Origin of the sequence: Bacillus sp. AFS041924, from assembly GCF_002577195.1 — a bacterium.
Taxonomy (GTDB): domain Bacteria; phylum Bacillota; class Bacilli; order Bacillales; family Bacillaceae_G; genus Gottfriedia.
Map to the genome: position 1 here is coordinate 16,325 of NZ_NULG01000030.1, position 12,677 is coordinate 29,001.

13 protein-coding genes are annotated in these 12,677 nt (G+C 34.1%); 1 reads left to right on the forward strand and 12 read right to left on the reverse strand.

The genetic code is table 11. The features are described from left to right. Window positions 1-38: 38 nt before the first annotated feature. The 10 genes from COC46_RS10515 to COC46_RS10560 all read right to left on the reverse strand — a co-directional run bounded on the left by COC46_RS10515 (window position 39) and on the right by COC46_RS10560 (window position 8,921). Window positions 39-1,520 (reverse strand): flavin monoamine oxidase family protein, encoded by a 1,482-nt coding sequence (locus COC46_RS10515; RefSeq protein WP_098809668.1) that lies wholly within the window; start codon window positions 1,518-1,520, stop codon window positions 39-41. A gap of 265 nt (window positions 1,521-1,785) precedes the next feature. After that, on the reverse strand, window positions 1,786-2,724 hold the full coding sequence (locus tag COC46_RS10520) for a type II secretion system F family protein (protein WP_098809669.1): 939 nt from the start codon (window positions 2,722-2,724) through the stop codon (window positions 1,786-1,788). A 3-nt stretch (window positions 2,725-2,727) separates the two neighbouring features. Continuing rightward, on the reverse strand, window positions 2,728-3,690 hold the full coding sequence (locus COC46_RS10525) for a type II secretion system F family protein (protein ID WP_098809670.1): 963 nt from the start codon (window positions 3,688-3,690) through the stop codon (window positions 2,728-2,730). Between the two features lies 1 nt (window position 3,691). Further along, entirely contained in the window at window positions 3,692-5,032 is a 1,341-nt protein-coding gene (locus COC46_RS10530; protein WP_098809671.1) for a TadA family conjugal transfer-associated ATPase, read from the reverse strand. A gap of 14 nt (window positions 5,033-5,046) precedes the next feature. Then, entirely contained in the window at window positions 5,047-6,234 is a 1,188-nt protein-coding gene (locus tag COC46_RS10535; RefSeq protein WP_098809672.1) for a CpaE/TadZ family protein, read from the reverse strand. Beyond that, complete coding sequence (locus COC46_RS10540; protein WP_098809673.1) at window positions 6,234-6,818, reverse strand: RcpC/CpaB family pilus assembly protein; 585 nt, start codon at window positions 6,816-6,818, stop codon at window positions 6,234-6,236. Before COC46_RS10540 ends, COC46_RS10535 begins: the two co-directional genes overlap by 1 nt. A gap of 22 nt (window positions 6,819-6,840) precedes the next feature. Then, the gene (locus COC46_RS10545) at window positions 6,841-7,740 is read right to left on the reverse strand and encodes a pilus assembly protein TadG-related protein (RefSeq protein WP_098809674.1); all 900 of its coding nucleotides are present in this window, start codon (window positions 7,738-7,740) and stop codon (window positions 6,841-6,843) included. Beyond that, entirely contained in the window at window positions 7,740-8,111 is a 372-nt protein-coding gene (locus COC46_RS10550; protein WP_098809675.1) for a TadE/TadG family type IV pilus assembly protein, read from the reverse strand. The genes COC46_RS10545 and COC46_RS10550 overlap by 1 nt, the downstream gene beginning before the upstream one ends. After that, a complete protein-coding gene (locus tag COC46_RS10555; protein WP_098809676.1) occupies window positions 8,108-8,620 on the reverse strand; it encodes an A24 family peptidase in 513 nt (170 codons plus the stop codon). The genes COC46_RS10550 and COC46_RS10555 overlap by 4 nt, the downstream gene beginning before the upstream one ends. A gap of 127 nt (window positions 8,621-8,747) precedes the next feature. After that, the gene (locus COC46_RS10560) at window positions 8,748-8,921 is read right to left on the reverse strand and encodes a Flp family type IVb pilin (RefSeq protein WP_098809677.1); all 174 of its coding nucleotides are present in this window, start codon (window positions 8,919-8,921) and stop codon (window positions 8,748-8,750) included. Between the two features lie 410 nt (window positions 8,922-9,331). On the opposite strand from COC46_RS10560, the gene COC46_RS10565 reads away from it, so the two are divergent. Further along, window positions 9,332-9,673: a DUF192 domain-containing protein gene (locus COC46_RS10565; protein WP_098809678.1), complete on the forward strand. Its 342-nt coding sequence runs from the start codon at window positions 9,332-9,334 to the stop codon at window positions 9,671-9,673. Window positions 9,674-9,738: 65 nt separating this feature from the next. Here the strand turns inward: COC46_RS10565 and COC46_RS10570 are convergent, their stop codons facing one another. Continuing rightward, on the reverse strand, window positions 9,739-10,716 hold the full coding sequence (locus COC46_RS10570) for a ring-cleaving dioxygenase (RefSeq protein WP_098809679.1): 978 nt from the start codon (window positions 10,714-10,716) through the stop codon (window positions 9,739-9,741). A 214-nt stretch (window positions 10,717-10,930) separates the two neighbouring features. Further along, window positions 10,931-12,667, reverse strand: a complete 1,737-nt coding sequence (gene cydC, locus COC46_RS10575) for a thiol reductant ABC exporter subunit CydC (RefSeq protein WP_098809680.1) — start codon at window positions 12,665-12,667, stop codon at window positions 10,931-10,933. Window positions 12,668-12,677: the final 10 nt, after the last annotated feature.

A 12,677-nucleotide genomic window follows, 5' to 3' on the forward strand; every position in this document is an offset into this window, starting at 1 on the left:
ATTGTCACTATATTCGAAAAAAATATAAAAAATGAATTTTATCGTTCATGCAAAGCTCGGTTATTTACTTCAAATGCAGAACGAATGCCAGATTCAACTGCACCTTCAATCCATGCAGGAGCTGTTGATGTATGTTCTCCTGCAAAGTGTACTCTACCCTCAGGTGTAGAGATATAGGGTGTTAATTCTCTATTTTGTTCAGGTTTAAACATCGAGAAAGCTCCACCAGAGTATGGGTACAGTGCCCAACTATGAGTATAACCTGTAATAAATTCTGTATATACTTGCTTCCCATGTATGATAGCCAAATCTCTTAAAGCATTCATTATCCGATCATTTTCAGACATACTATCCCAAATTAATGCATCGTCTTCCCATGTGTAACTAGCTAAAACGATTCCCGATCCGTTATGCCCGTTATGATTACTTGGATAATATGCAAATCGAATTGGTAAATCTGTTGTTAATTTCCCGCCTAATGTCCCATCTTTTTCCCAAAATCTACTTTTAAACTGAAGTCCAATTTTTGTAGAAGGAACATAGTGTAATTCTCGAATAGCTTTCCATTTATCATAAGAAAAAGAGTTTCTTGGGACTACTTCTATGAAATTTAATAATGAAAAGGGGATAGTAATAATGGCATAGTCAGCAGTAGTTTGATAAGGCAGATGGCTTGTATAATGATCTGAATGAATGGTAACTTGATTATTTTCTTGCACTATTTTATTCATTTTTTGACCGAAGAATATATTCTCCTTTAATTGTGTTAAAAACTTTTTAGGCAGTAGATCATTCCCCCCGGTAATCTCGTAAAATTTAATTTCCTTTGAAAATAGTACAATGAACTCTCTTAAAATAGCAGTAAAGGCAAGCTCAGGAAAGCCTTCCATTCCTTGAAGTACTTTTACTTCTTCTACAGCACCAGGTGATAAAGGTGTTCCGATTGGATTATATCTTAAAAATGAATCCATTGAATGATGATCATAATTTTCAATAATGGTTTTCCAGTTCTCATCAGGATTTTGGCGAATGAAATCCATTACAGTTTTTAATGATTTTTCAATTAACTGATCAACATTTACCCCTTTTTCATTTGCAGCTACACGATATCCTAAAATATCTGGATTTTGTTCATATGACTTTTGCGTAGTTTTTACACCATTTACATAAATAATATCCTCTGATTTCCCATTTACAAATTCGTTCACTTTTAATTTAAATTTATTAATATATTCAAGTACAAGCTTGTGATTAGAAGCTATACGCATTGCACCCAATTCCAAATATTGCTCATTAATAAAAGGTGCTCTTTTTGTATAGATACGACCCCCTACTCGGCCATTTGCTTCTAAAATTGTCACTTCATGCCCGGCATCTTTTAATAATGAGCCTGCTACCAATCCAGAAATTCCTGCTCCTACTATAACAATCTTCTTTGGATTATTTGTCCTCTCTAGTCCATTTCGGATTATATAAACCATATCATCCTTTGATAAACGCAGACCAGATGTACTATTCATATTCCCTCCCCCTAAAAAATTATTTTAGTTCATAAGATTTTTATTCAATGAAATATTTCATTAGAATAACAAATCATTTTATGCATTGAATTTTTTAGGTAATTTTTATCAGTTTGGGTATTGATTATGTAATAAAAAAAACACTCACTAATAAAATTAGTAAGTGTTTCAGACCGTTGACAAACGCTCGCTTTCTTCGTTGCNNCAAATTTTTGGGACTTTGTCCACACACTGAAACACTCACTAATAAATTTAGTAAGTGTTATTATCCGCCAAAGCCTTTCGTAATAAAGTAAATTACCACAGGGCCAAGTATAACGATGAATAAAGAAGGGAAAATGAAAAAGATCATTGGAAACAACATTTTTATTGGAGCTTTCATCGCTTGCTCGCGTGCAGCTTCACGGCGTTGTTCTCTAATACGCATTGTCATATTTCGAAGTACCTTTGCCATCCCAATCCCTAGTTGATCTGCTTGAATCAGGGACGTTATGATACTTTGAAATGTATCTGAAGGAACACGCTTTCTCAGTTCGTAAAATGCTTCTCGTCTTGATTTCCCTAGTTTCATATCTTCCAATGTCTGTTTGAACTCTTCTGATATCGGCCCTTTCATCTTTTGACATACAACAGCAATTGCTGCATCCAACCCCATTCCAGCTTCTATTAGTAGATTTACAGTATCAAAAAAATCAGCCATATTTTTATTAATTTCTTTTATGCGTTGTGTCTTTTTCTTACCCAAATAAAAGATTGGGTATCGAAATCCTAGCATGGCCACTGTTAAAGCTAATACCCATAACATTAATTTATTCTTAGCAATAGGAAGACATAAAATAAAGATTAATACTCCACCGCCAGCACTTAACAATATTTGTATTAAGCGAAATTCTATTGCTGATAATTTAAAAGATAGTCCTGCATCACGTAGCATAACATCTAGCTTTTTTAAGTTTGATTTAGAAACTCTATTACTAACTTGTTGGACACCTTTTTCCCAGAATATCTTTAATAACGGATTCTTTTTAATTTCCTTTCCATTTAATACAGTATCTAATTTATTTTTAGAGCTATTTGGTTCTCTTAAATATGTAGTAATGCGCTGGTTATAAGAAATTTTTCTTTGATAAAGCGAGAACATTGCTCCTGCTGTTAACAGCGTAAAACATACAGTAGTTAACAGAAAAAACATAAAGTGCAGCATTTTTTACACCTCAATTTTGATGATTTTCTGTATAACGGTCCATCCAATTAAACAAGACACAATTGCAGCAAATATCATAAATAATCCTAATGGATGATCCAGCATTGGCCTGAAATAATCTGGACTAAAGAAATATAAATAAAAACCTAATCCAACAGGTAACAACGTAATAATCCAAGAAGACATTTTACCTTGGGCAGTTAGCGTCTTCAATTCTTCTAAAATACGGATTCTTCCTCGTATTGTCTCTTCCATTGTTTCCATTAGTTCAGCTATATTCCCCCCACTAGTACGCTGGGCTAATATGGCTTGTACAACTACATCAAGCTCTTTATTTGGAAGCCGATCTACTAGGTCATTGAATGCTTTCTCAAATGATACCCCAAGTCCAACTTCTCTAACTACACGTTCAAACTCTGGTCCTAATGGATCTGGCATTTCTTTACCCGCTAACTGAATTGCTTGCATGAAACTAAAACCAGATCTCATTGAATTCGCCATCATCCCTAATGTTTCAATTAACTGATAAGATATTAAATTTAATCGCTTCTTACTTTTTCTTTCTAGAATATAGGAAGGAAGAACAAATCCAACGATGATTGATAGAATGATAAATAAAATATTCCACCCTATAATAAAACTGAAAAAACCGGTGCCTATCGCTAGCATGATTCTTAGTACGAAAAATTCTTCTGGTTTTAACTTACTTCCAGCTTCCAGTAGCTTTTTTTCAGATTTACGAACAACTTTAACACCATAAAATGCTTTTGAGATGACAGTAATAAATTGATTGAAAATACTTCTCTTTTTTTCGGTAGATTTTGTTTCTTCTATATTAGATGACAATGGAAGAAATTCATTAATACGTCTGTTAGTATGATTCCTTTTCATTCCATTTTTAACAAAAATATAGAATAGAAGAGTTGAAGCAATGAACACAATGAACAATTCTAAAATTAGTTTCATCTTACCACTCTCCAATAAACATCGAGGCTGGCAGCTCAAAGCCGTTCAATTCCATTTGTTCACTGACTGTAGGACGAATTCCAGTTGAGATAAATTTACCATCAATTAGCCCGTCAAAATTCCTTCCCGATTCACGATATACAAATAAATCTTGTAGAACAATCGTGTCTCCTTCCATGCCTAATACCTCAGTAATATGTGTTATTTTTCTTGTACCGTCCTTCATACGGGATTGTTGAACAATTAAATCAATTGAACTGGCAATTTGTTCACGAATTGCCCTGATCGGTAAATCAAACCCTGCCATAAGTACCATCGTTTCTAATCTAGAAAGAATATCTCTTGGCGAATTAGCATGACCAGTACTTAAACTTCCGTCATGTCCAGTATTCATCGCTTGTAGCATATCCAACGCCTCTGCACCACGAACCTCACCAACAACAATTCGATCCGGACGCATCCTAAGTGCATTTCGCACTAAATCACGAATCGTAATTTGTCCTTTCCCCTCTATATTAGGTGGTCTAGATTCTAAAGAGACAATATGTTCTTGATACAATTTCAATTCAGCTGCATCCTCTATTGTTACAATTCGCTCATCATTTGGAATAAATGAAGATAATACGTTTAAGGATGTTGTTTTTCCTGAACCTGTACCACCACTAATAAAAATATTTAAGCGAGACTTAACACTCGCATCGAGAAATCTTGCCATATCCTCACTCAATGTACCAAATCGTATTAAATCTTGAATTTGATATGGAGTATCAGAAAATTTACGGATTGTTAAACAAGGTCCTTTCAATGAAAGCGGAGGAATAATCGCATTAACACGTGACCCATCTGGTAAACGAGCATCTACCATAGGTGAACTTTCATCTACACGTCGACCAATAGGAGCTACAATTCGTTCAATTACCCTAATAACATGCTGGTTATCCCGAAATTCTGAATTACATTTATAAAGTTTCCCCTTCTGTTCGTAGTAAATCTCATTGGGACTATTTACCATGATCTCCGAAATACGCGAATCCTCTAGTAAGGGAGTAATTGGGCCATATCCTAGTAACTCATGTTCTACAAAAGTTAAAAGCTCTTTTTTCTCTTCAAAGGTGAAGCGTGCCCCTTCTTTCTCCAAATAGGCCTCACCTAATTGTTGAATTTTCCTTTTTTCTTGTTCAATATCATCACTATTAAATTTCTTGAGTTCTTCAACTAGGTAATTATGTAAAATGAATTCCATTTCCCAAAACTCTTTTGTTTTTATGATTGCAGTTGAATTAAGTTGAAATGTTCGTGAATCATTATTGCCTTCATCACTAAATCGTTTAAACAATGACATAATCTTCACAACCTTTATTTTCTTAATGAGAACTTGCGTTTACTTTTCTTCTTCACTTTCTCACCATCTCCATCATCAATGAATAACCGATCTGCTAAAGTGAAGATTGCTTTTGCTACTGGTGTTTTAACGTTTGTTAAGACAAATGGAGTGCCTTGATTGACAGAAGGATTTACAATATTCTCTTGACCTGGTATTGATGCGAAAATAGATACACTAAGGACCTCCTCCACTTTCTTTGGTTCTAGTGTCTTAATTTTCCCTTCACGATTTAAAATGAGTTTAGTTTGCCCTTTTAAGTTTAAAGATTCCATCGTATCGATATATAATTTACTGTTTCGCAATGTCGGTAAATCATTTGATGAAAGCAATAATATCTCATCAGATTTTTTTAAACAGCTCAAATGCACCTCTGATAGATACGCTGAAGTATCAATTAAAATAACATCAAACAATTTTTTACTTTCTTCAATGGCAGCCTTTATATGCTCCTCTTTGATAATTTCAAAAAACTCGGGTCGAGGAGGTGCAGCTAATACATACACGCCGCAGTCATGTTTCACCATATACTGATCAATTGAATAATGATCATACCCGTATCCTTCTTTAACCCATTCATAAATTGTTCGCTTCGGCTTCAAGTCAAAATACATCGCAATATCACCAAATTGGAGATCTGAATCAATAACGGCTACCTTTTTCCCCTGCTTAGCAAAAGTAGCTGCTAAGTTTACAGTCATTGTTGTACGACCCGCTCCACCTTTTGTACTGCAAATCGAAATTACTCTACAATCTTTTTTTCCAAGATTCATAGAATAAGTATTTTCTTTTTTAGCACGATGAATCATATACTTTTCCGCTTGAACAACAACCTTTAACAAATCTTCAAATTCATATGTTGTACGTAAAAGATCTGATGCACCAACATGCATTGCCTTCTTTATATTCTCCATATTATCTGGAGCAATTAGAACAATATATACATGAGGGTACATAACGGAAATTTCCTGACAAAGATCGTATACGTTATAAATAGTAATTGCTTTAATAAAAAGAACCGCTTTATCGTTTTGGATTATATGCTGATGTAAATCCTCTAATCTCAAAACGCTTTTTAGTGAATAGTTCTTTCTAGTTAAAATCTCTTCAATCTCTCCTGGTGGAGTGTTGGTATCGGAATAATAGTACCAATTAATTTCCATTATTCATCATCACCTTTCACTACTTCTCTTGTCACCCGGACATCCTTTGTTTCTGTCGCTGTATCTTTCACATTACGAAGCATAAAATAAAAACCGTTCTTGTCCTTTGCAGCTAAACTCAAGGCTACTCCTTCTTCTGGAGTAACTTCTACAGTAATTGTTTCATAATTAAGTGACTCATCATTACCATCGGATGCTTTACCAGAAGCTAACACTTTAATATTTTGAAGAGCTAAAATAGCTGAACGAAATTCTTTCTTTGTTTTTTGATCAATTTTCGTATCATATGCTATGATATCGACCTTCGAATTAGGCTCAACATATCCTGAAATCCCTTGTTCTAATCCTACTTTTAAAGAAATAGCTCTCATCCCTTCACTTACAGGAACCATTTCATTTTTTATATCTCTTTCTGATGCTTTCTTTTCCGCCGCTTTTGCGGTTTGAATATTCGTTTTCACAACTGGCTTTTTTTCCTTAGTTGTTGTAGGAGTTGCCGCTTTTGAGAATACCGCAATGTATAAAACAGTTGCGGTCATAAGTCCAAATAGTAAAGACCAAATCCAAATACGTTTTGTGTTCATAGTTCCCCCTGCAATTTAATTGTTATTCAACGAGCTTTACGCCGTATAAATTGTAATCACCAATGCCAATGTCTCCTATTTCTCCTGGACCTACCATTTTAATGAATTGACCTTTTACTTCCTTATCACTTTTGTTAATTCCTTCAATCCAATACGCTGCTAAACCAATAATTTTTACAGTATCTTTCCCATTAACTCCATCCCATGTATCAATAACCGGACAAAAGATCACTCGTTTACATGAACGATCTGCAGTGGCTGCACTCTGACAAATGGGCTTATCGGCATCACTATCAATTAAATACTGAAAAGCATCTTCTACTGGTCCCCAGCTTTGTCCCGTCTTTGTTTTAGCAGTATCATTTATCGCTACACTGGTTCCATTTTTAATTGCATCTTCCAACCCACTAGCACCATTTCCACCTAAATCCAGATAACCACAATTGCCCTTATTTGGATTGTCACACTTAAGTTGCTTTCCGTCTGGAATTGCACTCTTTTCGATTGCAATCGGAGTTATTCCTGTTCCCTTTTTTAGTGGACCCACGATTACTTTCGCTGACGCACTTACATTCACATTATTAATTCCTATCACTTTTGCAAAAGTCATCGGTACTGAAACTTCATTTGTCACTTTTATGTAGTTACTTGTAACTGTAATGTCACTATCCGTAATCGTGTATGTATTGTTTAGTGCTAAATCCTTTGCAATCGTTTTTGCCTGTGATTGATTGTTTACTAATACTTGACCGCCACCTAATACCGCAGCATCTACTGCTTTCTGTAGTTTACTTTTTTCTAAATACAATCTCCCTACGTCTATAACAATTGCAGTTACGCCAAGAAAAAACACCATTAATAAGCCTACAAAAACAGCAGTTACACCACTTTCATTTTTTAAGAATCTTAGAAACTTCTTCATTATTCAACCCTCATTACAGTGGTATCTTTTAAATCAAATGTCCCGATGATCTGTCCAATAACTGGAGTCAAAAAATCTACAGGGTAAGTAATCGTAATCCTTACATCACTACCAGAAGAACGAGTACTTGGACTAATTGAGACTTGATCTGTCGTTAAATTAATACTGGACGCATCATTAACCGCTACACTTTTAATTGTAGTATCATCTTTACCGATGCTTGCCGCTCTAGCTGCTTCGCGACCTGCATGATCTAATGTCAAATAAACATGATAAATTCGTCCGAAATCTACGATCGCAAGTATAAGCATTGCTAGAAGAGGAAGTACTAAGGCAAATTCTACAAGTGACTGACCTTTTTCTGACTTCATTTGATCACACCAAAAATTGCCTCACATAATGTACCAAGTACTATCGCTACACCATAAGGGAATGCTATACTTGATTGCTTATCTGCGTGAAATACTAATGAGCCAAGATTACTTCTAAAGTAAACCATGGTAACAAAAAATGACTTAATCGAATTCATTATTCCTCTCTTCTTCATAATTAGCACTAACGAAATCATCCCGCCAATTAAAGCTGTATATATAAAAGAGTAAAAAGTAAACATTGTGCCTGTTAGTGCTCCGATGGCCGCCATCAATTTTACATCCCCCGCTCCCATTCCACCTAAAAGATAGGGAATAAAAAGAAAAGATGCTCCGACTAGAAATCCCTTTCCACTGAAAAGAAGTCCTTCCCAACCGAGAGACACGGTATAATAGACAAAGCCAATTAAGATGGCAGGAAATGTAACGATGTTCAAAATTTTTCTGTTTCGAATATCGGTAATTAGTGAAATTAATAATATCAATCCAAGAATGGTAATAATAAACATAAAACTAACCTCTGCTTTTAATAGAATGAGAGCCCTACTATTTATAAGTAGGGCTTAATAATTTTTTTTATTTTTTCAATTCTAAATAATACCTAATGGAACGTACTCTGTTATCTTATTAAGAACCTCAAGATGTTGGGTTAAGAAGTTTTCCAATTCTTTTAAATAATGTATCCATACTATCAGATAATAAAAGAACCGCTGCAGCAACCACCCCTACAACTGCTGCTAATAATAATCCATACTCCGATAAACCTTGCCCTTCTTCTTCAACTACTAAATTCTTAATTTTAGCTAACATTCTAATTCCTCCTGTTGTTTTAAAATTTTATGTATTTTAAGTAGTCAATAAGATTTCTAGTATTTTTAATACATCTTTTTGACAACTTGATACCAAAAATTACGATTAATCCGCATTAATATCTAATAATTCCGAATTTTCAAGACATAAAATAATTAGTTTCCTAGACCTAATAAAAGATTGGAGCAATACAAATATACAACGTTCTTTATAAAGTAATTCAAAAAAAACAATTGTTCTTTTTTAAGAACAACCTTACAATTTCATACTAAAATACAAAATCAACAATGTAAACAACCAAATATTGGTAATTTTCAGAAAAATATACCACAAGCCCTATTGAGAATAAGATAAATGTTAACTATACTTTCTTTAACCCAAATATTTTTTTATGAAGTGAGTGTGATAATATGCCAAAAAATTCCAAGTTAGAATTAAATCTAACTATTCCTTTTACTATTAAAAAGGCAAATACTTTCGCCACTAGGCTAAAAGGACTTATGTTTCGTAAAAAACCATTAATACAAGAGGGCCTTTGGATTACCCCTTGTAATTCGATCCATATGTGTTTTATGAATTTTCCAATTGATGTTGCGTTCTTAAACAAGAACAATCAGATTGTAAAACTCATTAATAATCTTCAACCATGGAGGTTTGTTGCACCCGTTACTGATGCTTATTCTGTTTTGGAACTACCAGCTGGTGTAATCGAAGAGTTTAAATTAGAGATTGGACAAATTCTTGATCTATAAATTCACAAATTTTTAGGAGGTTAACGCAAAAAAACACCCACTACAAAAGTGAGTGTTCCCAAACATTATTCTTTCACAAATTCCTTCGTACTTCTAACAGTATCAATCTGGCGAACCATGCTTTCAATTTCGTCACGTTTTGGTTCTAGGAAAGGCGGTAAAGATAATTTCTCACCTAATGTTTCATAAGGTTCGTCTCCCATAAATCCAGGACCATCAGTCGCAAACTCAAATAAAATTTGTGGTGCAACTCTTGCGTATAATGATTCAAAGAAGTGACGGTCTACATAGCCAGAGTTAGGTAAACGGAATGAGTCTAGACGTTTAATCCATTCTTTTAATACGGACGTATCTTCTACACGGAACGCCACATGGTGAACAGTACCAAAGCCTTGATAGCTTTGAGGTAATATCTCATTATGTTCTGCGATAATTTGTGCACCGTTTCCTCCTTCGCCGACTTCGAATAAGTGGAATGAACCTTCCTTATCAATTTCTTTAAATAATAGTACTTTTTCAATTACTTCTTTAAAGAATTCGAAGTTAGCTACACGGATGAAGATTGGTCCTAGTCCTGTAATTGCATATTCTAATGGAATTGGACCTTTTTGCCATGGTGTTCCTGAAACAATTCCTTTGTTTTGTTCATCTGAGATTAATTGATATTGCTGGTCGTCGAAATCAACGAATGATAATGTTTTCTTACCAAATTGTGTTTTTATTCCTGAGTGCTTCACTTCTAATCGATCAAAACGCTTCACCCAATAATCTAGTGCTGCGTCTGTTGGTACTCGGAAGGATGTTTTTGAAATTTCATTTGTTCCGTGTACACCTTTTGGAATTCCAGGGAAATCGAAAAATGTCATGTCCGTTCCAGCGCTTCCCTTATCGTCTGCAAAGAATAAATGATATGTTTGAATATCGTCTTGATTAACTGTTTTCTTTACTAAACGCATTCCTAAAACATAAGTGAAAAATTCATAGTTTTTTTCTGCACTGCTAGTAATTGCTGTTACGTGATGTATACCTTTTAAGCCGTTCATTCTAATTCCTCCAACTCGTTATTTTTTTTATATAATCCTATTTATTTTGTGAATCGATTGATGAAGAATACGGTAAAATTTAATGGAAATTTATTTTGAATTCAAGATATCTCGAATTCGAGATAAATATATCATGTAAATCATTTTCCGTCAAACTGTAATTTTTATTAACAAAAAGACTCTGACAAATTAGTCAGAGCCCATTAATTTTCATCTATTCACTTACTCTAAATGGTCGATCTAGTTCAAAGAGTTTACGATATCGTTCTTCGGTTTTGAAAAGAGTATCGTGAGAACCCTTCATTGCAATTGTACCTTTATCTAAAAAAAGAATTTGATCAGCCATTTCTGCACCAATTAAGTGGTGTGTAATCCATAGTACTGTTTTCCCTTCTAATACTTTAAAAATTGTTGCAAGAAGTTTTCTTTCCGTTATTGAATCTAATCCAACCGTTGGTTCATCTAAAATAACGATTGGTGTATTTTGAAGAAGTATTCTAGCCAACGCAATTCTTTGACGTTCTCCACCTGAAAATCTAACTCCGGTTTCTTGCATAGATGTATGATATCCTTCTGGAAGTGATGCAATATATTCATGAAGCTCAACCATTTTCGTAACCTTTATTACCTCTTCATCACTTGCTTTTGGATTTCCTAAACGAATATTATTTAAAACTGTTGTATCAAATAAATATGGCTTTTGATTTAGAACAGATATAACTTTCGAAATGTGATCTCCGAATGAAATACTTTCGAGTTCATTCACTATAACACTTCCTGCAATAGGAGATTCTACACCTTCAATTAGTTTAAGGATCGTCGATTTTCCAGAACCACTCGGCCCTAATAAGGCAGTTTTTTTGTTTGGCTCAATAGCGAATGAAACATTGTTTAAAACAGTTTCGCCTTCCGAATAGTGAAATGTTACATTTTGAAATTCGATTTTTCGATAATCATCAATATTCTCTTCTAATTTAGGCAATACTTGATCACGATTTACCTCTTTAATCCCTTCTAAACGAGTGATTGAATCCGTATATAAAGGGACACTGCCTATAGAATTTGATAATGGAATAAAGGCTTCTGTTAAAGGAAAGATAATTAAAACAAATGCAGCGATAAAAGTTCTTGGAATATCTCCTGTTAAACTTGCATTCCCTGCCCAATATAGCATCATTAAAACTAAAATTGCTACGATGAATTGGGCAATTAAATCGCGCCGTCTTCTAAATCTTTTTTCCTTGCTTTGAATAGTTCTTAAGGATTCATCCATTTCTTCGTACTTTTTAATAAAGCTTTTTTGTTTACCACTAAATAACCAATCACTAATTCCCATTACGGCATCAGTTAGATTTTCATATATGTGACTCTTTTCCTTTTTAATTTGATGTGTCCGTGCTTTTTCAACTAATAATGAAAATAGTGGGAGGATCCCTATTAAGACAAAGGATACAATTGCCGTTAAAATTGCAAATGGAATAGAGAAAAAACCAAGTGCAACTACAGATAGTACATATATAAACAATGAAGCAATTCCAGGGAAAATCGTCTTTAAATAAATATCCTGTAAATATTCTATATCATTCGCTAATAAGCCTAAAATATCTCCTGTTTTAAACTTTGAATTGATATTAAGCGCATACGGTTCGAGATTACTAAATAATCTCGTTCTCATTCGAGATAAAATCTTTAAAATTGTATGGTGTCCGACTAATCTTTCAACATATTTAGAAGCTGACCTTAAAATACCAAATGTACGTACAGCTACGATTGGTACATAAACCATTAAAATATTTTCAGGTCTAGTTGCTGCTTTGGAGATTAAATAGCCGGAAGTGTACATAAGAGAAGCCGCTGCAAAAATAGTCAATGAACTTAAGAAGATCACAACTATAAATAAACGACGATTCTCTTTTATATATGGTAAAATCCATCCATTTTTATTAAACATACATTTCCCT

Bases quoted from the DNA above. Each gene is read 5' to 3' on its own strand.
- COC46_RS10515 (WP_098809668.1), bottom strand. From the start codon at position 1,520: ATGAATAGTACATCTGGTCTGCGTTTATCAAAGGATGATATGGTTTAT.
- COC46_RS10520 (WP_098809669.1), bottom strand. From the start codon at position 2,724: ATGCTGCACTTTATGTTTTTTCTGTTAACTACTGTATGTTTTACGCTG.
- COC46_RS10525 (WP_098809670.1), bottom strand. From the start codon at position 3,690: ATGAAACTAATTTTAGAATTGTTCATTGTGTTCATTGCTTCAACTCTT.
- COC46_RS10530 (WP_098809671.1), bottom strand. From the start codon at position 5,032: ATGTCATTGTTTAAACGATTTAGTGATGAAGGCAATAATGATTCACGA.
- COC46_RS10535 (WP_098809672.1), bottom strand. From the start codon at position 6,234: ATGGAAATTAATTGGTACTATTATTCCGATACCAACACTCCACCAGGA.
- COC46_RS10540 (WP_098809673.1), bottom strand. From the start codon at position 6,818: ATGAACACAAAACGTATTTGGATTTGGTCTTTACTATTTGGACTTATG.
- COC46_RS10545 (WP_098809674.1), bottom strand. From the start codon at position 7,740: ATGAAGAAGTTTCTAAGATTCTTAAAAAATGAAAGTGGTGTAACTGCT.
- COC46_RS10550 (WP_098809675.1), bottom strand. From the start codon at position 8,111: ATGAAGTCAGAAAAAGGTCAGTCACTTGTAGAATTTGCCTTAGTACTT.
- COC46_RS10555 (WP_098809676.1), bottom strand. From the start codon at position 8,620: ATGTTTATTATTACCATTCTTGGATTGATATTATTAATTTCACTAATT.
- COC46_RS10560 (WP_098809677.1), bottom strand. From the start codon at position 8,921: ATGTTAGCTAAAATTAAGAATTTAGTAGTTGAAGAAGAAGGGCAAGGT.
- COC46_RS10565 (WP_098809678.1), top strand. From the start codon at position 9,332: ATGCCAAAAAATTCCAAGTTAGAATTAAATCTAACTATTCCTTTTACT.
- COC46_RS10570 (WP_098809679.1), bottom strand. From the start codon at position 10,716: ATGAACGGCTTAAAAGGTATACATCACGTAACAGCAATTACTAGCAGT.
- cydC (WP_098809680.1), bottom strand. From the start codon at position 12,667: ATGTTTAATAAAAATGGATGGATTTTACCATATATAAAAGAGAATCGT.